Consider the following 18,232-nt stretch of genomic DNA (forward strand, 5'->3'; position numbering starts at 1 on the left):
TTTATACTCACAGCATAAAAAAACATTATATGCCAAGTTAGTCAGTAAATATAAATTAAATGATTGGTTTAACGCAGAACAACCTGACAATTTTCCATTGCAAAAACGGTCAGTTGCAAAGACTGAAGTAAGCCAAGACCGGAATAGCCCTCCTTTCAATAAAATAAAAGTGGGCCTTAATAGCTTGATCTGTGCTCAACAGTTAGTCAGTTTCACATAACGCCAAAACAGCGAACAATTCTAATGAGTTGTTCGCTGTTTTGGTATCAATGTTCACGACCAATCCTTTTGGCAGCGGTTGTTTTTTAAGGCGTTAACCAGACTTTGCTACTAAAATAACCTATTTGATGATAAAATGAAGCATAACAAGCTAATTATCGGAGAAATTGCAATGTTGATTGCAGGGGAGCTTAGCTAGTATGTCGATATTTAAACGTAAGAAACATCAACCTAAAAGTGAAACTACTGATTCAGCGGTAACTACTGCACCTGAAGAAGCTAATTTTGACGGCAATCATCCGGAAGTGCCGTTGATTGATTACACGCAAAGCCAGACCAAACCGGCTGCGACGGCTGCTGATGATCATTTAGTGATTCATGTGCCGACGCCTGATTCATCGGCCGACACCGAAAAGCCAGTTAAATCAGCTGCCAAACCAATTGATTGGTCGGCAACTGAACAACAATTGAATCAGTTAGATGAACAACGCGATCAATTAGCTGACTCTTTGCGTGATGAATTATTGACTGCGCGAAGTATTGCCAAGTATGATTTGCGTCGTTTGAATCGGCCCAATCAAGGCGCTGATACACCGCTAGTTGATGATCATCAAGTTCATGCTTTAGAAAAGAAAATTGCGACTTTAAACGAAAAACTGACTCATTGGTATGGGACTGACAAAATGGCCAATGAGATCCATTTCGATCCCCAACGACCTTATTTATTATTGAATAATGGATTGGCGCATCAACCGACTGAGACTCAGCGCCACTCATTACAACGATTAGTCCAACTTTTTCAACGTGAACAAATTGTGCCCACGCAAGTAACGATTGATTATGATGATTTATTGCAGCCAACTTGGCAGCATTACCAAGCCGATCACTTAGCAGCTAAAGAAACCGTGCTACGGAATTTATTCCAAGATTTACAAGACCGCCAAATGAAAACTAGCAAGAAAGCTAACGAGCTCTTTTTCGCGCCAGGATTCAAAGTGGTTCAAGCTGGTGAACATGAGAAGGTTTACGACCCTCAGGAACAATTAAACATGATTATTCGCCATCGCCAGAACGGTAATTTGTTTACTGTTCAGCATTTCCTGAATGATGCGTTGCTCAGCCAAGATTTGTTCGATAATGACGGCGTGTTGTCGGCCACCCAATATTACGCTGCCACTGACGCCAAAAAAGTGGTGCGGGAAAACTTCTACCGGCCTGATGGGACCTTGGCAATGATCAAGAGTTATTTGCCCGATGAGCCTTACATTCAAGTATTGGGACCAACTAATGTGTTAATGGCAGTCTTTGATAGTGATTTAGAATTGATCAATTGGTGGTTTGAACATCAAGTGTTGCAAACTAACAGTGTGATCATCGTCTCGATTGATAGTGTGCTTTATCAAACCTTACTGGCCGCTCAAGATCAGGGGCTAGAGGTCATCCCGCTAGTCAGCGAGCTTGATCCACAATCGCCACAGCTTCAAGATTTGGCGAACCATCGTCATGGTATTGAAAGTATTTTAGTCGCTGAACCTTCAATCAAGCACTATTTAGAACAGAAAGCGCAAATTGATTTAGATATTACAGTGATTTCACCACTAGTCGCTACAGAAAAAGCAGCCGCAAAGTAGCTTGATATTTTCATTGATTTTAATTGGTTTTCATTTTCACCGGCCAGTGCTTTGAAAGATACTGGGCGTCAATCAAGATAATTGCTGAAATTTATCGTAAAATAGTGTAAAATACAAGTGTGAAATACCAATGAAAGAAAGAGGTTTCGATTAATGGCAAAATTAGTATTTATCCGTCATGGCCAAAGCCAATGGAATTTAAGCAACCAATTTACTGGTTGGGTTGATGTTGACTTAAGCGAAAAAGGCGTTGAAGAAGCAAAGAACGCCGGCAAGTTGATTAAGGAAGCAGGTTTGGAATTTGACCAAGCTTACACTTCAGTATTGACTCGTGCTATCAAGACTTTGCACTATGTTTTGGAAGGTTCAGACCAATTATGGATTCCTGAAACTAAGACATGGCGCTTAAACGAACGTCATTATGGCGCTCTTCAAGGCTTGAACAAGAAAGAAACCGCTGAAAAATACGGTGACGAACAAGTTCATATCTGGCGTCGTTCATACGATACTTTACCACCATTATTGAAAGCAACTGACGAAGGTTCAGCAGCAAACGACCGTCGTTACGCTGACTTAGACCCACGGATCATCCCTGGTGGCGAAAACTTGAAAGTTACTTTGGAACGAGTTATTCCATTCTGGGAAGACGAAATTGCTCCTAAATTATTAGACGGCAAGAACGTCATCATCGCAGCTCATGGTAACTCATTACGTGCCTTGACTAAGTACATCGAAAACATCTCTGATGCTGACATCATGGACGTTGAAATGGCTACTGGCCAACCAGTAGTTTACGATTTGGACGACAAGTTAAATGTTGTTTCAAAGACTAAATTAGGCGACTAATTCATTTAGATATTGAAAAGCATCCCGCTTTCGGGGTGCTTTTTTTGTGCTTATCGTTAGATAGCGTCCTTTAGAAATGGCATCAGTTGGCACTTTCTAGCAGACGCGGACGCTAATCGGACACTGCGACTAAAGCGGTGGTGTGTTATTAGCACAATATTAGAAAGTACCCCCGGGACCACCAGAACCACCAGAACCACCAATTTTGGTGATTACGTAAATATATGTTTATTTCTAGCAAAGACTAATAAATTATTGGTTAATTGTGCTTGGCCCACAGAAAGTTAATGATATTTTTGTCGACCGTTTTATTTTCATGTAATAGACTATGATGGGCCCAGTAGCCGGTTATTTTTAATTCTCTATACTGCTTGGCGCGACTAGCAAGATATTGGTATGATCTCGCTGAAGTTGATGTTACTTGACCGTCAGAGTGATAACGATCGCCAACGTCTCCGAAGATGTTCAGAACTTTTGCTTGTTTTGGGAATTTTTTCCTTAAGCCCAAAAGTCCGACATATTCCGGTGTCAGAATTGATGGCCGCCCTTTAGAATTTAACGTGCTTTTAACTGAGTAGGGCTGCATATCTTTAATGCCATCGTAGTGACCAGCAATGACAACTTGGTGGTCTACGATAGGTAAATTCTGATTAGTAGCATTGTCTAGTAGATAATAGGAAATTAGCAGATTTCCCATTGAATGACCAACAAAGTTAATGTGGTGTACAGAAAATTTGTTTTTTAACGCAACGACAACGTTTTTAACATAAGTGCCGCTCTGATGATAGAGTCGTTTTACTTGAGAACTTCTTTCAGTCCCCTCTGGAGTTTTGTTGTCAGCTAGATTGACTTCTACAATTGGATTCTTGTCTCTTGATTTAATTCTCCCTAAGAACTTAACCCGCCCTTTTTTAGAGACGTTTGCTCTGATGATTGTGTTGGTAACACCGGCATTTTTGGCAGCATTGGCCATATGCTTTTCTGCAAGATAGCTACTTCCCCAACCATGAACAAAAATGGTTACCGTTTGACTAGTAACATATTTCTTTTCGTTAGTTCTGCGTTGCCGGTTTAAAGCAACGGTTGCCAATAAAAAAATTCCTGCAAGTAGACTCACGATAAATAGGCTAACCCTTTTCATTTTTGTCATTCAGATTCTCTCCAATTCTGATATTGTGTTAATAAATAGTTGCAAGGCAAATAACAATGTTCTAAAATGAGTATACACTCAATATAGAAAATCACAACTATCAGATAATGAGGATATGGTAAATATGGAAAAAGTAACTTTTGGAAACAAGCTTGGATTAGCACTCTCAGCAGTTCTTTTTACACCAGAAAAATTAAATCAGCAGTCAAAGTACCCTGCCCTAATTGTGACAGGACCTGCTGGTGCAATTAAGGAACAGACGGCGGGTTTATACGCTAAAGAGATGGCTACATATGGTTTTGTAACCGTTACGATGGACGGTTCATTTGAAGGGGAAAGCGAAGGAACGCCGCACTATCAGGAAAATCCATCTGCTCGAGTTGAAGATATTCGTTCGGCTGTTGATTATTTGGTGACGTTACCGTTTGTTGATGATCAAAGAATTGGCATTATTGGAATTTGTGCGGGTGGTGGTTATGCAGTTTCTGCTGCCATGACTGAACGGCGAATTCACGCCGTTGCTTTAGCATCTCCCGTAAATGCTGGTCGTGAAATGCGTGCCGGCGGTCAGGAAGAAACAATCCAAGCACTTAAAATGGTTGCAGATTTGCGAACGCGGGAGGCCCGTGGTGAGGAGCCAACGCTCTTGCCTTGGATGCCAGATGAGTACCAAACATCTAATGATATCGATGAGCGCGAAGGCTATGATTATTACCGGACAAGTCGTGGCGCTAACAAGAAATGGATTAATAAGATGCGATTTTCATCGATGGACGCCGTTTATAGTTTTGATGCGTTCCAATTTGCAGAACTACTATTGACGCAACCACTTAGAATTATTGTTGGGAGTAAGGTGGGTTCTTTTAACGCGTTATTTGATGCTAAAGATGTTTATGAACGGGCTGCATCCCAACAAAAGGATTTAACCATTATTGAGGGTGCTTCACATTTTGAGTTTTATGATAAGCGCGTGCCAGAGACTGCCGCCGAATTTGCAAAGTTTTTCTCGAAAAATATGGGAGAGCAATAATATGGTAAGAAGAAAAGACCCAGAAAAAAGACAGGCTATTTTACAAGCATGTGCAGAATTGATTAGCAAGCGGGGGCTGGATAGTGTGCCAACTGCCGAGATAGCTCGAATAGCGGGAGTTGCTGAAGGAACGGTTTTTAGCTACTTTCCTAATAAGTCTGATTTATACAACACCCTCTATTTAGATTTACGTGTAAAGATGTTCGATTTTTTAGGTCAGAATTATCAAAAAGGCCAGTCACTAGAGCGACGTTTTGTAGTTCTATTAGACGATTATCTTGATTGGGGAATTAATCATCCCACTGATAATGTTGCCAGCAATCGATTAGCCGATTCAAAATTAATAACCCAAGAGACGGTCACGCTGGTTAATGAAAAATTCCCTGATTTAGAGGTGGGTCAATTATTTCAAAATCAAGTTTTATTGGCAGGGCACTCAGATTTCGCGGAATCAATTTTTACAGCGTTGGCAGATCTTGCGATTATTTATGCACAGCACGACCCGGAAAACAATCAATACTATCGAAAAGCGATTACGACATTAATCAGTCACTTTCTAAATATCGAAAATAACGAAAATAATTAGGAGGATAAAAAATATGGAGTATACAAAATTAAACAATGGTGTGATAATGCCAAAAATTGGGTATGGTTTATTAGATGTTGATGATCCCAATACATGTGAGCAGGCAGTTCAGATGGCACTAAAAGCAGGCTATCGACTGCTTGATACAGCGGTGGCGTATGGAAATGAAGAGGCAGTCGGGCAGGCGATTCAAAAAAGCCAACTTGACCGAGAAAGTCTCTTTATAACAACTAAGGTCTGGGTTCAAGATGCAGGTTATGAGGCAACTAAACAAGCAATTCAAAAGTCGCTTGATAAGTTGAAACTGACCTATTTGGATCTTGTGTTAATTCATTTTCCTTTTGGTGATTACTATGGTTCTTGGCGGGCAATGGAGGAACTTTATGAAGCAGGTAAGATTCGGGCAATTGGGGTAAGCAACTTTTATGCTGCTCGGTTGGTTGACCTTTATCTGAATGCCAAAATAAAGCCGATGATTAATCAGTTAGAAATGAATCCTCTGTACCAGCAAAATGATGCACTGAAGGTCATGAAAGATTTAAATATTCAAGGGGAGGCATGGCGACCACTAAGCAGAGGCCGACACAATATTTTTGGTAACCAGGTACTTGTTGATATCGCAGAAAAGTATCAAAAGACGGTACCACAAGTCATGCTTCGATGGAATGTGCAAAGAGGTGTCGTTGCCTTACCCAAGTCTTTAAATGCCCAACGTATGGCACAAAATATTGATATTTGGGACTTTTCACTTAGTCAGAAAGATATGGACAACATTGAGATGCTGGATTCAAAAGAAACGGATAGTCCATCATTGACGTCTGCAGAAACGGCCAAACAATTAAACGAATGGAAGATTCATGATTAGTTTTTTTCATCAATAAATAATAAAGAGCATCCCGATTGTGGGGGTGCCCTTTTTTGTGCTGATGTTGTTAGTTTGCTAAACCAATTCTTAGAATGATTGAAAAAAGTTGGTCGGCTTAAAGCTAGATTTTTTATCGTTAATGAAAGTTGTTTATAAATTCAAAGGATGCTTGCCAAAACAAATTGATGATATTTTGACATATATTGATCTTAATAATCCATTGTTGGCAGGTATTACGGGACAGCCCATAAGCGATGAGAGGAAAAGTTACCCAACTGTATTATTGAATACTTAGAAAACCATCCATATATCACTAGGGCAATTACAGAACTACTATTAGAGATGAAAGGAACTTAGGCAAACAATTACTTGAAGCAACTTGTTGATGCACAAATTCTAAAAAAAGTTGGCGTAGGGCCAACTACCAGATATGTTTTGACGCACCCAATTGCTGATAAATAAGTTTACCGGGAGATACCGGGAGATAAATGTTCTTTAATAGTTACCGCGATTCATTGAATAGCGTCTGGCATAATATGAGATGCTGACATCATGGACGTTGAAATGGCTACTGGCCAACCAGTAGTTTACGATTTGGACGACAAGTTAAACGTTGTTTCAAAGACTAAATTAGGCGACTAATCATTTAGATATTGAAAAGCATCCCGCTGGTGGGGTGCTTTTTTTGTGCTTATCGTCAGATAGCGGTCGCACTTATGTATGTGGATCAATATATTGTTGAAACTTTTCAAAAGACAAAGCTAATTGGCCAAAATGTGTGATACGCTGGGATTGGTATTATTAAGAGCCGGCGTTATCAATGACGCTGATTTAGTTGACATATTTGTAACCCGATTGCTATTTTATTTTCAATACGAAGATTGATTCAAGTTATGCAGGTATTTGTAAGGCACAAGATTAAATTAAATGTTAACTGGAGGTTTTATTTTGGATATGAAAGAAGTAGCAGATCGTTCCCAAGCAATTCGGGAGCGTTATCATCAATTAGAATTAAAACAGGATGGTCATGCCTGGACTACGGAACAGGATGCCTTAGCGTTTTTAACGGATGCTGGTCTTGTTGGCCGTTAAGTTATGGCACACGTGGGGAGCTGGCCAGCCGCCGAGGATGATCAATTATTAAGCGATAAAATTGGCGAATCCATTTGGTGGTTGGCTATCTTGGCCCAGGAGAATGGTATCGACGTTGAAAAGGCGACTGCTCATTTTTTAGAAACAAAAGAGGCTCAATTAAGAAGTTAAATATTGTTGTATGAATGGATTAGCCGATCAATTCATCAGATAGTAAAAAGCATCCCGCTTGCGGGGTGCTTTTTTATAATGATCATCAGATAGTATTTACGTGAAAATGGCATGAAGCTTTCCGATAGATGCTGTATTTGTGCCATCTGTTGAATAAGGTATGGCACAATATATCAATATCATGGCACGCTGAATCATTAATTCGTCACAGCTTGCCGGTTAAAATATAACTATTCATTAAGTACAGGAGGACATTTCAATGTCAGTTATTTTAATTACCGGAGCTAGTAGTGGAATTGGTTTTCAAACCGCCAAATTTTTAGCAGCACAGGGCCATACAGTCTATGGGGCCGCGCGTCGTATTGAACGAATTGAAGCGTTGCAGCAAGATGGCGTGAAAGCGCTCCAACTTGATGTCACTGATGAAGCCTCAATTAGCCGCGCCGTGACCACCTTGATCCAAAACGAAGGTCGAATTGACGTCTTAGTAAATAATGCCGGTTATGGCTCATATGGGGCGATTGAAGATGTGCCGATTGCCGAAGCAAAAAAACAATTTGAGGTTAACTTATTTGGGATGGCCCGCCTAACTCAGTTGGTATTGCCCTATATGCGGCAACAACACAGTGGCCGAATCATTAATACTTCCTCAATGGGTGGCCGACTGGTCAGCTACATGGGGGCGTGGTATCATGCAACTAAGTATGCAGTCGAAGCATTTAGTGATGCGTTGCGGATGGAAACTAAAGATTTTGGCATTAAAGTTTCAATTATTGAACCTGGCGGCATTAAAACAAATTGGGGTTTCATTGCTGCTGATCATTTGACTGCTACTGCAAAGGGCGGCGCATATGAAGCCCAAGCTGATAAGGCAGCTGCCGGAATGCGGCAACAATATTCTTCGAACATGATGTCTAACCCGCAAATAATTGCCAAGGCGATTGCTAAAGCTGTTAATCGGCGCCACCCGCGTTCACGCTACTTAATTGGCTTTGGTGCGAAACCGCTCGTATTTGCGAAAACAATTTTACCAACGCGCGCATTTGATTTTATTATGATGCATGCCAGTTAATGGAGTGACCAAGAATGAAGATAATGATATCTGAGCAATTTCAACAGTTTATGGCTAAAATCGGCATTGATTTAAATAATACTTTGGCAGCAGCCAATGTTAATAAAGTGATTTGGCAAGAACAATTGGAACTGACCGATAAAGAATATTGGCAGTTGATGAACGAGCTGGATAATGAATTGTCAGATGAAGTTGTGGTTCAGTTTGGCGACATTAACAATATCAATACGTTTATGCCTTCATTCTTTGCCGCATTAGCTGCTAAAAATGGTCGCCAAGCAATTGAGCGGCTGGCAACTTATAAGGCTCTAATTGGCCCGGTAAAATTGATCATCACAGCTGACGCTGAACTTGTCAGCATTCGTGCAGAAGGCACAAGTCTGGGAATTGAGTTGCCTCGTTTCACAGTGCTGACTGAGCAACTGCTGCTAATTAGTCTGTTGCGGGTTGGTACTGGTCGAGTGATTAATCCTAGTTTTGTGGGTAGCAAATATCACTATGGTCCGAAAATTAGCAACGTAATGGGTATTCAGCCACAGCGCCAAAATGAGAATTTAATTCAATTTCGAACTGCTGACCTTGAACAAACCTTTATTTCGACGAATAATTCAATGTGGACCTTTCTGCAACCAGAGTTAGATCGCCAAAAGTTGGCCAATGAACGCGACAAGTCCTTAGTCGCCAATGTCCAGGCAATATTACTTAAAAAAATTCCCAGTGGTCAGTTCTCACTTGATGATGTGGCGGCCAGTTTAAATCTTAGTAGACGTACGTTACAGCGGAACTTAAGTGCGTTAGGGACTACGTTTAATGATGAAGTTCAAATTGCGCGGCAAACATTGGTCTTGCCCTTAATGAAGGATCGAACGTTAAGCTTGATTGAAATTGGCTATTTACTAGGATATGCCGACCCAGAAACTTTCTCACGAGCGTTTAAAAAGTGGTTTCAGGAAAGTCCCTCAGTGTACCGTGTAAATAAATTTGCCGAATTAAAGTAACTCGATTAATAAGTTTAGCTTATCAATGACGGCTGAATTTCAAATTGTTTTCAGTAGTGATCCTTTGTAAAATACTCCTTGAAAGGTGAAATAAATAATTTAACCTTCGAACAATGGGCAAAATGAGAATAAGTTAACAGTTGATTGCCGCAGAGGCTATTTTAAGGAGAATAAAAATATGACTAAAGTTTTGATTATTGGTGCCACGGGGACTATTGGCAATGCTGTCCGTCAAACGTTATTAAATGAAACGACTGCTGAATTGACTTTGTTTGCGCGCAACGTCAGTCATTTGACAGCTGGTCCCAGAGAAACTGTGATTGCCGGCGACGTGACCAAAGATAGTGATTTGGATCAGGCAATTGCTGGGCAGGACGCTGTATTTGTTGCCTTAAGTGGTCCACTGGGACAATTTGCTAAGAAAATTGTTGCCGCCATGACACGTCATCAGGTTAAGCGTTTGTTATTCATTACCTCAATGGGGATTTATAATGAAATTTCCGCAGCAATTGGTAGTAATGGCAACTTGGCCGCCAATAGTGTGTTGCAACCCTATCGTGACGCCGCCGATGTGATTGAAGCATCGAGCCTGAATTATACCGTGATTCGTCCAGGCTGGTTCACCAATGGCCCGGTTAATTATGAAATTACACGGAAAGGCGAACCTTTTGGCGGGCACGATGTTTCGATCAGTTCAATCGCTGACTTTGTTAAAAACGCGATTGCGGATGACAATTACTATTCCCGCGAAAGTGTTGGCTTGAACACCAGATAATCTGTACTAAGACGAATGAATTTATTAAGTTATGTTTGGCTTGCTATTCAGCTTGAAACAATCCTGCTAAAATAAGCTTATAAAATTAATCGATTTGCTAAGGGATGTTCAGATGAAGAAAATGCTTACTAATTCTTGGCTATTAGGCCTTTTGTTATTGATTTTATTTCGGTTACTATTGTTACTCCTGATGGGACCAAGCCGAGATGGTAACTTCTTAATTCTAGTAATTGTGCCATTTTTCGGTTTCACGGGAATCGTTTATTTGTCTAAAAAGTTATTGGGGACACCCACAAATAAATGAGTGATTGCTGGTGCCAGACGTTAGTTAATGAAATAGTGACTAATTCTCAGGTAATTCCTTTGGCACAATATTTATGTAAATCACATTAAATGAAAAGCACCAATCAGATTGAAATAATCTGATTGGTGCTTTTATCGTGTGTTAATTTGTGGGGATAGTGTGGATGAAGCGATTAATTAAGTGGCCCATCTGTGCTGGCGTTTCTAGGCAGCCATTTTTTAACCATTGGATTGAAACGTTGACAACGCCGGCGGCCAACAAAGAGACATAGTAGGGCTGCTTTAATATTTCAGCGCTGGCAATGAGCCGCTTAGTTTGAGCCAGAACAGTGAAGGCCTCTTCGAATGTGGTGATTAAGGTGGTGGCGCGATCACAGTCAACGATTAATTGTTGTTCGGCCGCCGAGTCCGCGACGTATTGAAAGTATTGCACCATGGCGGCCGTCAGACCGATCGGCTCGTTAAGTGGTAATTTTCGAATGTAGGCTAAGATGGCTCGCTCTTGATATTTGGTAATAATTGTTTCAAAGTCACCGAACTCATGATAAAAATAGGTTCGTGAGACACCAGCATGTTGACAAAGTTTTGAGATGCTGATTTCGTTCATGTTTTGGTGGTTTAAAGTGGCCAATAAGGCCCGATAAATAGCGGTTAGTTTTTGATTCTTAATTTCTTGAGGGCTCATTGACTCAATCCTTTTTAATAGCAGTTGTCATATTTTTCGTTGCGAAATTGAACGAATCTTGCTGGGACTTTTAGTTTACAAGATTCCGGTTTTATGTCAATCAAACATTTACGAATAATTTTCGGCTGATTAAACTGTTAATAAATTGGAGGGTTTCAAATGATAAAAGAAGTGCTGCAACAACGTGGCATCGTTTTGACAATGGCGATCGGAATTTTTCTGTGCATGCTTGATACAACTGTGATGAACATTGCTTTGCCAGCAATTCAAACTGGATTAAAAACCGATTTAGGCCAGTTATCATGGGCTTTAAATATTTATACAGTTTTATTCGCCAGTTTAACAATTCCCTTGGGCCGAATGGCAGATATTTATGGCCGCTCGCGAGTATATCTATTGGGACTGGGATTATTCTTGGCTGGCTCGATTTTTTCAGGCTTGGCGCTAAACGTGGGCCTCTTGATTATTGGTCGTGGTGTCCAAAGTATTGGCGCCGCAATTGTTTTTCCGGCCAGCATGACCATTGGCATTCAAAATGTTACCCTGGCTGAAAGAAGGAACACAATTGCTATCCTGGGGGTGACTCAAGGACTTGCCGCAGCGCTTGGGCCAACAATTGGCGGTATTGTCGTTCAATTCATTGGTTGGCGGGGAATATTTCTAATTAATGTTCCATTTATCTTAATGGCAATGCTTCTTTGTTGGCGCCTACTTGATTTCAAGGAAACGCGACAAGCAGCTAAGTTAGATATTCTCGGTAGTCTCTGGTCGATGGTCGTGTTATTCGCGCTGACATTAACCTTGATCAAGGGCAGTGATTGGGGCTGGCGCAGTCCTAAGATTATCAGCTTAATTAGTTTAAGCTGTGTTGCCTTAATTCTCTTTATTTTAACTGAACGACGAACTGCTCAGCCAATGATGCCACTGCGTTTGTTCCGAGATCGACAATTTGTCGGGGCCAGTATTGTCACCATTATTTCAGGAATATTTTTGGTAGCCGTTTTGGTTTTATTGCCTAGTTTCTTTACCAAAGTTCAGCATCATAGCGAATTAATGGCCGCACTAATGATTACGCCAACTTCAGCAATGATTTTCATTTGGTCACCAATCAGCGGTCTATTGCTTGAAAAAATTGGCCCCCGATTAGTGATGCTGACAGGCTCGCTGGCAATAATTCTTGGTTATGTGGCCTTAAGCTTTGTCGATTTCAATGTTTATGGCCAAATTTTGCTGGGGCTGTTATTAATTGGGACTGGATATGGCATCATTATTGGTCCAATTACTATTTTGGCCGCCGGCGATTTCACCGGGGAATTATTAACGGCCTCGCAGAGTGTGATTGGTGTTTTTCGGCAAATCGGGACATCTTTGGCGGTCGCTATTTTTGTCACGGCGTTATCAACCAATTTGGTAAGTGCTCAGCAGACGGTTTGGCAATCCGCACAACAAGAGATTAATCAGTTAGCTGTTCCCAAACCAGTTAAACAGCAAACTTTGGCTCAAGTGAACCAGCAAATATTCGCGGCGCAATCAAACGAACAGCAACCAACAAATAAACGATTTATTAATAAAACACAGGAAAAGCGTTTAGTGGCGCAACAATATCAACAAGTGGTGCGCCAACAACATTTAGATAAACAGCCTAGTGCAGTCCAAGCAAGTGCCTATCGTCAGACTCAGCAGCAAGTGAGGGCAGAGATTCGTCAGATAAATCAGCAATTGGCACAAAGCATTAAGAAAATTAAATCGCAGATGACGCGAGCATTGATTGCTGCCTTCAAAAGGCCATATCAAGTTGCCATGCCATTTACACTGTTATTAGTGGCTTGTGTCAGTCTATTTAGCGCTAAATTAATTAAACACGATTGAGAAATTAATGAAATTTAGCAGGCAGGTAAAGTGATTCATTGCTCTTTGGTAAGTCTTAGCAGCAATCAGCCGAAATAAATAATCAGAGAATTTGTTCCTAAAGATGAACAACAGTCGAAATTAGTCCAGCGCAATTGTTAGCAGTGATGACATTCTCTGGAGAAATTCTCGGCTAAACGACTAATCGTTTAGCCAATAAAAAGGGCATCCCATATTGAGGATGCCCTTTTGTAGACAGATCAGGAAATTTATTTGCGGTGCGTGGTTGTCCGGTGGTACTGATCATTAATCAAATCGATGGCAGTATTCAGCTAAATAATTGCTGGTTAGTCCTTGAGGATTTTTGATTAAGTCGGTTGGGGTACCTTGGGCCACAATCTGACCACCATGAATCCCGCCACGAGGGCCGAGGTCCAAGATATAATCCGCATTGGCAATCAAATTTAAATCGTGGGTGATGGTCATAATTGTGGCGCCACGATCCAGCAGTTGCTGCATAACGGTTACTAGCGTTTTGACATCTAGGGGATGGAGGCCAATGGTGGGCTCGTCAAAGACAAACAAAGTAGTGGCTTGGTTGTTATTTAAGTGTTTGATTAGCTTCAATCGTTGTGCTTCGCCACCAGAAAGGCTCGGCGTACTTTCACCAAGATGCAGGTAACTTAGACCAACTTCTTTCAGCAGTTGTAATTCTCGTTCAATTTTTGGGACTTTAGTGAAGACTGCTAGTGCTGCATTAATATCAAGCTTCAGTAAATCAACAATGGAATAGCCGTGCCATTTCACTGCTTGGACATCTTTGTTATAGCGTTCGCCATGACAAACTGGACAGACTTGTTGCATATCAGGCAGAAACTGAATATCTAAAGTGACCACACCAGCGCCACCACAGTTAGGACAAGCGCCAGTTTTATTATTATATGAAAAATAACTAGCCGTATAGTGATTTTCTTTGGCCAGTGGTTGGCTCGCGAATAGTTTTCGCAAATTATCCATGATGGTGGTGTAAGTCGCGACCGTTGAGCGCTGGGTTTTCCCAATGGGGCTAGCGTCAACGCTGACAACGTCTTTAACCGGAGAATCTAATTGCTTAACTTGGGCTGGCAAAGCTTGACCTTGGGCTTGATTCTTAATTGCCGGCACTAAACTATCTAAAATCAAACTCGTTTTACCCGCACCAGAAAAGCCGGTAATTGCACTAATCTGATTAACTGGTAAAGCAGCCTGCAGATCTTTGATGTTGTAATAATTGCTGACTTCAAATTTAATTTTTTGATCATTGCTAGTTGTTGCAGGTTGCCGGGCCAATAAATGCGCTTGGCCACTTAAGTAAGGTCCGATTTTTGATTGTTTATTTTTAATAACATCGGCAACGGTTCCCTGAACAATGACTTGGCCACCGTCGTTACCAGAGCCAGGCCCGATTTCCAAAATCCAATCGGCCGCTTTGATAATGTCCACATTATGGTCAACAACAACTAAGGAATTGCCTTGGTCGATCAGTTCACGGAACACGTGCAACAAGCCTTTGATATTGTCGGGGTGTAAGCCAATTGATGGCTCATCCAAAATGTAAAGCACACCAATTGTCTGCGTGCGTAGGGTACGGGCTAACTGAATACGCTGCAATTCGCCAGTGGACAAGGTATTGCCATTGCGGGAAATCATCAAGTAATCCAGGCCTAATTCAAGCAATGGTCGTAAATCATCATCAAATTCCTTGAATAAATTGTTGGCGAGGGTGGTCATTTCAGGATTTAAAGATTTAAGTACAGTTTGCTTCCAGTTAGCTAATTCGCCTAAAGTCAGGTCACTGGCCTGAGCAATATTCAAGTTGCCGGCCAATTGGGTTAATAGCTCTGGCTTTAATCTGGTACCGTGACAAACTGGGCAAGTTGAGTAATGGAAGAATTCGCTAATCCGTTGTTGAGCGCGCTCACTTTTACTAGTTTTAGCCGATTCAAGGACTGCTGAATGAGCATTTTCGTATAAAGCGTGAAAGTCATGAAAGACGCGACCAGTACCAGACGTGAAATCCATTTTGTATTTTTTATGAGGGCCATTTAAAACAAAGTCTTTTTCTTTAGCAGTTAAATCTTTATAAGGCACATCACTGCGGACACCGGCATATTCTGCGACGGTCGGCATAAAGTTCCGACCAGGCAAGTGCCAAGCCGCGACGGCACCTTCAGCGAGGGTTAGATTCTGATCACCAATTAATTTGGTTTCATCAAGTTCACGGACGCGGCCAGTGCCTTGACAATTCGTACAAGCACCGGTTGAATTAAAGGCGAAATCTTCGGCACTGAAGGCAGCAAATTTAGCGCCACATGTGGGACAAGTAATGGTGCCCATTTGGTCGCCGGATTTAGCCATCGCCTGAGCAATTTTAAGACTAGGTGCGACACGATGGCCGTTGGGACAAAGTGGTGATCCTAGCCGCGAGAAAATTAAGCGAATGATATTAAAAAGTTCACTCATCGTTCCCACTGTCGCGCGTTCAGAAGGAATCGTCGGCCGTTGTTTTAAGGCTAAAGCTGAGGGGATGTGCTTGACACTGGTCACGTCGGCTTGGGCGCCCATTTTAATGCGGCGGCGGGTATAAGTTGATAATGCCTCTAAATAGCGTCGTGAGCCTTCCTCATACAGAATTCCCATTGCCAGGGAACTTTTACCAGAGCCTGAAAGACCGGAAACAGCTACAAATTTATGTAGGGGAATGTCAACATCAATGTTCTTTAAATTATTGACTCGCCCACCACGTACTTCAATTTTAGTTGGTAATTCTTGGACCATGAAAAATAACTCCCTTCAAAAGTAGTGACTGTCGACAAAAATTAGCGCTTGATTCAATGTTTTAACTGAACTAACTTTTGATGGTGTCATCAGGGCAATTTTAAACTAGATTTGGGGATAATACAATGTTGAAAGCTTGCTACTGTAAGCAGTCTGCCATGAGCAGAGCCTGTTTACAACAGGCTCAAATATTGGCGTTATTAATCAGTTAGCAAGTCGTGCCTGTGATTTCATTAGTGAATGAACAAGCGGTCGAAAACTTTCAGGATGTGCTGCTTAAAAAGGCTAACAAAAAGACCCGGTCAACTTTAAGGTTTTATTTCATCACCTTGGGGTCCTAGGTCTGTTGTAATTGATTTTTTCGGTTGTTAGGATTAGTTTTAATGGGTTCCCATTCAGACGGCCATTATTGGGTCAGCGATTACCTATAATCACTAAATGGCTAACAAGGAACGAATTAGCGTCTAATATAAACGTGTTGATAAGTGATATGAGAGAGAATTGCACAGACCACAATCAAGCCCAGTAACCAGCTCAGCAATAACTTCTTCTGGGTCAGCCACGTTGCGTAGCTTAGCAATTAAACGCAGATTCTCAATCCCACTGAATTCTTGATCTAGTGTCATCGTCTGACTGTTCAAACTGATCTGCTGGCGTACTTGCGCACCTTGAGTTTGAGGATTTAAGCCCAGAATCGTCACCTGGCCACTATCAGCACGCGATAAAGTCGTTAGAATGTTGATCAAGGTTGATTTGCCAGCGCCATTTTCACCTAGTAAAGTGAAAACTTCACCTTGCTGGACTTCAAGATCGATGCCGTTCAAAACAGTTAATTGACCGAAACTCTTTTTAAGCTGCTTAATTTTGATTGCGATCATCAGCAATAATCTCCTGGATTGTTTGACGCAAACGATTTTGATAGGTGATCAGCCATAATTCATCTGGGTATTGCGCCATAATATTGTCACAGAAAGCAACGGGATCAGAACCAATTAAACTAGTAATGGGCACCTGGTCGGCGGCATTTTCTTGGAACATCGTTAGGATGCCTTCTAGAACAGCCATGAAGCCCTCACCTTTAGCAAAATTCCACATATACTTTTCAATTGCCAGTAGCGTGTCGCGATAGTCAGCTGGCAGGGCAGCAACATCACGCTTGAATTGCCGATAACGTTTCTTATCACCGATTAATTTATTTAGAATTGTCATTTTTTTGTTCTCCTTCCAGAATAGCCATCTTATCAACTAAGAACGCCCACTTTTTCCAAAAAGTTGCTAAATAGTCGGCACCGGCGTCATTGAGTTGATAGAATTTTCGTTGGGGTCCCAGATCTGAAGGTCGGCGTTCAACTGTTAGCAGTCCTTTTTTTTCTAGCCGTAATAAAACAGTGTAGACAGTGCCTTCCACAATATCTTCAAAACCCAAATCAATTAAATAATGAGTGATTTCGTAACCATAAGTTTCGCCACAACTAATATGTTGCAAGACGATTCCTTCCAAAGATCCTTTTAATAGTTCTGTTAAACCTTGCATTGTTGCCTCCTAGATAGTGATACTAAGTAGTGAATCACTGGCAGTACCAAATTTGGAATGTTTGATACGGGTACATAGTATTACTCAGTAGCAACGATGTCAAGCAAAATCTAACGATATTTTTCAAAGGCTGCTAAAATAAAAATTGTTAAGACTTACTTATTATTAGTTGATTATTTTAAGGAGGTTAGCTAATGACTGAAATTAAACTAACATCAGCGTTTGTCGATTTATTGCGGCTAAAGAACTTATTAAATCAAAACCTGATTTTGCTAGCCGATGATGGTGGTGGCAAGTATTCATTGCATGGTGGGGCTTGTAGTATTGGCGAAAGCTTTACGATTGTTTCTTTACCTCAACCAGATCCAACCTACCCAATTAAACTGGCCAATCAGCAAAAGATTGCCTTCTGGACGTCAGACTATGATTTAACATTTTGTGAACCAGGACTGACGCTGGATTACCGTAACGGCAGCATTCAAATGAAAGACCGTTCGCGTTTCATTGACGGCGGCGTGCAAATTGCCGATGGTCAACAAGTATTGGCAGCGTTCAAACAGGGAGATAAAAAACCCGCGACTGATTGCTAAGTTGAACAGTTCATCAAAGC

The 18,232-nt window shown here is 41.3% G+C and carries 18 protein-coding genes and 1 pseudogene; 13 read left to right on the forward strand and 6 right to left on the reverse strand.

All coding sequences use genetic code 11. From position 1 onward, the window contains the following. Window positions 1-419 precede the first annotated feature (419 nt). Together EKM82_RS04790 and EKM82_RS04795 are read left to right on the forward strand one after the other, a co-directional pair. Window positions 420-1,850, forward strand: a complete 1,431-nt coding sequence (locus EKM82_RS04790) for a hypothetical protein (protein ID WP_125767176.1) — start codon at window positions 420-422, stop codon at window positions 1,848-1,850. A gap of 153 nt (window positions 1,851-2,003) precedes the next feature. After that, window positions 2,004-2,696 carry a 2,3-diphosphoglycerate-dependent phosphoglycerate mutase gene (locus EKM82_RS04795; RefSeq protein ID WP_125767177.1) on the forward strand — a complete coding sequence of 231 codons (693 nt, stop codon included), beginning with the start codon at window positions 2,004-2,006 and terminating at the stop codon, window positions 2,694-2,696. Between the two features lie 259 nt (window positions 2,697-2,955). On the opposite strand, the gene EKM82_RS04800 is transcribed toward EKM82_RS04795, so the two are convergent. Further along, window positions 2,956-3,846: an alpha/beta hydrolase gene (locus EKM82_RS04800; RefSeq protein ID WP_225419659.1), complete on the reverse strand. Its 891-nt coding sequence runs from the start codon at window positions 3,844-3,846 to the stop codon at window positions 2,956-2,958. 124 nt (window positions 3,847-3,970) lie between these two features. Here EKM82_RS04800 and EKM82_RS04805 point away from each other — a divergent pair, with 124 nt between their 5' ends. The 9 genes and pseudogenes from EKM82_RS04805 (at window position 3,971) to EKM82_RS04840 (ending at window position 10,435) form a co-directional block, all read left to right on the forward strand. After that, complete coding sequence (locus EKM82_RS04805) at window positions 3,971-4,876, forward strand: alpha/beta hydrolase (RefSeq protein ID WP_225419660.1); 906 nt, start codon at window positions 3,971-3,973, stop codon at window positions 4,874-4,876. Window position 4,877: 1 nt separating this feature from the next. Further along, window positions 4,878-5,462, forward strand: coding sequence for a TetR/AcrR family transcriptional regulator (locus EKM82_RS04810; protein WP_164508112.1), 585 nt, complete (start codon window positions 4,878-4,880; stop codon window positions 5,460-5,462). A gap of 13 nt (window positions 5,463-5,475) precedes the next feature. After that, the gene (locus EKM82_RS04815) at window positions 5,476-6,327 is read left to right on the forward strand and encodes an aldo/keto reductase (protein WP_125767180.1); all 852 of its coding nucleotides are present in this window, start codon (window positions 5,476-5,478) and stop codon (window positions 6,325-6,327) included. Window positions 6,328-6,867: 540 nt separating this feature from the next. Beyond that, window positions 6,868-6,969: pseudogene (locus EKM82_RS04820) on the forward strand (2,3-bisphosphoglycerate-dependent phosphoglycerate mutase); the annotation flags it as partial. 306 nt (window positions 6,970-7,275) lie between these two features. After that, window positions 7,276-7,419 carry a nucleoside triphosphate pyrophosphohydrolase family protein gene (locus tag EKM82_RS11775; protein WP_225419661.1) on the forward strand — a complete coding sequence of 48 codons (144 nt, stop codon included), beginning with the start codon at window positions 7,276-7,278 and terminating at the stop codon, window positions 7,417-7,419. A gap of 3 nt (window positions 7,420-7,422) precedes the next feature. Next, a complete protein-coding gene (locus tag EKM82_RS11780) occupies window positions 7,423-7,590 on the forward strand; it encodes a nucleoside triphosphate pyrophosphohydrolase family protein (protein WP_225419662.1) in 168 nt (55 codons plus the stop codon). A gap of 259 nt (window positions 7,591-7,849) precedes the next feature. After that, complete coding sequence (locus tag EKM82_RS04830; RefSeq protein WP_125767181.1) at window positions 7,850-8,662, forward strand: oxidoreductase; 813 nt, start codon at window positions 7,850-7,852, stop codon at window positions 8,660-8,662. A 14-nt stretch (window positions 8,663-8,676) separates the two neighbouring features. Continuing rightward, window positions 8,677-9,660 (forward strand): helix-turn-helix domain-containing protein, encoded by a 984-nt coding sequence (locus tag EKM82_RS04835; protein ID WP_125767182.1) that lies wholly within the window; start codon window positions 8,677-8,679, stop codon window positions 9,658-9,660. A 178-nt stretch (window positions 9,661-9,838) separates the two neighbouring features. Continuing rightward, on the forward strand, window positions 9,839-10,435 hold the full coding sequence (locus EKM82_RS04840) for an NAD(P)H-binding protein (RefSeq protein ID WP_125767183.1): 597 nt from the start codon (window positions 9,839-9,841) through the stop codon (window positions 10,433-10,435). 445 nt (window positions 10,436-10,880) lie between these two features. On the opposite strand, the gene EKM82_RS04845 is transcribed toward EKM82_RS04840, so the two are convergent. Further along, window positions 10,881-11,423: a TetR/AcrR family transcriptional regulator gene (locus EKM82_RS04845; protein WP_125767184.1), complete on the reverse strand. Its 543-nt coding sequence runs from the start codon at window positions 11,421-11,423 to the stop codon at window positions 10,881-10,883. A 159-nt stretch (window positions 11,424-11,582) separates the two neighbouring features. Between EKM82_RS04845 and EKM82_RS04850 the strand changes: the two genes are divergently transcribed. Next, a complete protein-coding gene (locus tag EKM82_RS04850) occupies window positions 11,583-13,292 on the forward strand; it encodes an MFS transporter (protein WP_125767185.1) in 1,710 nt (569 codons plus the stop codon). A 285-nt stretch (window positions 13,293-13,577) separates the two neighbouring features. On the opposite strand, the gene EKM82_RS04855 is transcribed toward EKM82_RS04850, so the two are convergent. From EKM82_RS04855 to EKM82_RS04870, 4 genes are all read right to left on the reverse strand, one after another. Continuing rightward, window positions 13,578-16,088 carry an ATP-binding cassette domain-containing protein gene (locus tag EKM82_RS04855; protein WP_125767186.1) on the reverse strand — a complete coding sequence of 837 codons (2,511 nt, stop codon included), beginning with the start codon at window positions 16,086-16,088 and terminating at the stop codon, window positions 13,578-13,580. A 464-nt stretch (window positions 16,089-16,552) separates the two neighbouring features. Further along, on the reverse strand, window positions 16,553-16,966 hold the full coding sequence (locus tag EKM82_RS04860; RefSeq protein ID WP_125767187.1) for an ATP-binding cassette domain-containing protein: 414 nt from the start codon (window positions 16,964-16,966) through the stop codon (window positions 16,553-16,555). After that, the gene (locus EKM82_RS04865) at window positions 16,947-17,297 is read right to left on the reverse strand and encodes a DUF1048 domain-containing protein (RefSeq protein ID WP_125767188.1); all 351 of its coding nucleotides are present in this window, start codon (window positions 17,295-17,297) and stop codon (window positions 16,947-16,949) included. Before EKM82_RS04865 ends, EKM82_RS04860 begins: the two co-directional genes overlap by 20 nt. Continuing rightward, complete coding sequence (locus EKM82_RS04870; RefSeq protein ID WP_125767189.1) at window positions 17,281-17,622, reverse strand: PadR family transcriptional regulator; 342 nt, start codon at window positions 17,620-17,622, stop codon at window positions 17,281-17,283. Before EKM82_RS04870 ends, EKM82_RS04865 begins: the two co-directional genes overlap by 17 nt. Window positions 17,623-17,816: 194 nt before the next feature. Here EKM82_RS04870 and EKM82_RS04875 point away from each other — a divergent pair, with 194 nt between their 5' ends. After that, window positions 17,817-18,212, forward strand: coding sequence for an iron-sulfur cluster biosynthesis family protein (locus tag EKM82_RS04875; RefSeq protein WP_125767190.1), 396 nt, complete (start codon window positions 17,817-17,819; stop codon window positions 18,210-18,212). The last annotated feature ends 20 nt before the right edge of the window (window positions 18,213-18,232 follow it).

Source organism: Lapidilactobacillus wuchangensis (assembly GCF_003946645.1).
GTDB classification, from domain to species: Bacteria; Bacillota; Bacilli; order Lactobacillales; family Lactobacillaceae; genus Lapidilactobacillus; species Lapidilactobacillus wuchangensis.

Coding starts and splice junctions, on each gene's coding strand:
- EKM82_RS04790 (WP_125767176.1), top strand. CDS start 420: ATGTCGATATTTAAACGTAAGAAACATCAACCTAAAAGTGAAACTACT.
- EKM82_RS04795 (WP_125767177.1), top strand. CDS start 2,004: ATGGCAAAATTAGTATTTATCCGTCATGGCCAAAGCCAATGGAATTTA.
- EKM82_RS04800 (WP_225419659.1), bottom strand. CDS start 3,846: ATGACAAAAATGAAAAGGGTTAGCCTATTTATCGTGAGTCTACTTGCA.
- EKM82_RS04805 (WP_225419660.1), top strand. CDS start 3,971: ATGGAAAAAGTAACTTTTGGAAACAAGCTTGGATTAGCACTCTCAGCA.
- EKM82_RS04810 (WP_164508112.1), top strand. CDS start 4,878: ATGGTAAGAAGAAAAGACCCAGAAAAAAGACAGGCTATTTTACAAGCA.
- EKM82_RS04815 (WP_125767180.1), top strand. CDS start 5,476: ATGGAGTATACAAAATTAAACAATGGTGTGATAATGCCAAAAATTGGG.
- EKM82_RS11780 (WP_225419662.1), top strand. CDS start 7,423: ATGGCACACGTGGGGAGCTGGCCAGCCGCCGAGGATGATCAATTATTA.
- EKM82_RS04830 (WP_125767181.1), top strand. CDS start 7,850: ATGTCAGTTATTTTAATTACCGGAGCTAGTAGTGGAATTGGTTTTCAA.
- EKM82_RS04835 (WP_125767182.1), top strand. CDS start 8,677: ATGAAGATAATGATATCTGAGCAATTTCAACAGTTTATGGCTAAAATC.
- EKM82_RS04840 (WP_125767183.1), top strand. CDS start 9,839: ATGACTAAAGTTTTGATTATTGGTGCCACGGGGACTATTGGCAATGCT.
- EKM82_RS04845 (WP_125767184.1), bottom strand. CDS start 11,423: ATGAGCCCTCAAGAAATTAAGAATCAAAAACTAACCGCTATTTATCGG.
- EKM82_RS04850 (WP_125767185.1), top strand. CDS start 11,583: ATGATAAAAGAAGTGCTGCAACAACGTGGCATCGTTTTGACAATGGCG.
- EKM82_RS04855 (WP_125767186.1), bottom strand. CDS start 16,088: ATGGTCCAAGAATTACCAACTAAAATTGAAGTACGTGGTGGGCGAGTC.
- EKM82_RS04860 (WP_125767187.1), bottom strand. CDS start 16,966: ATGATCGCAATCAAAATTAAGCAGCTTAAAAAGAGTTTCGGTCAATTA.
- EKM82_RS04865 (WP_125767188.1), bottom strand. CDS start 17,297: ATGACAATTCTAAATAAATTAATCGGTGATAAGAAACGTTATCGGCAA.
- EKM82_RS04870 (WP_125767189.1), bottom strand. CDS start 17,622: ATGCAAGGTTTAACAGAACTATTAAAAGGATCTTTGGAAGGAATCGTC.
- EKM82_RS04875 (WP_125767190.1), top strand. CDS start 17,817: ATGACTGAAATTAAACTAACATCAGCGTTTGTCGATTTATTGCGGCTA.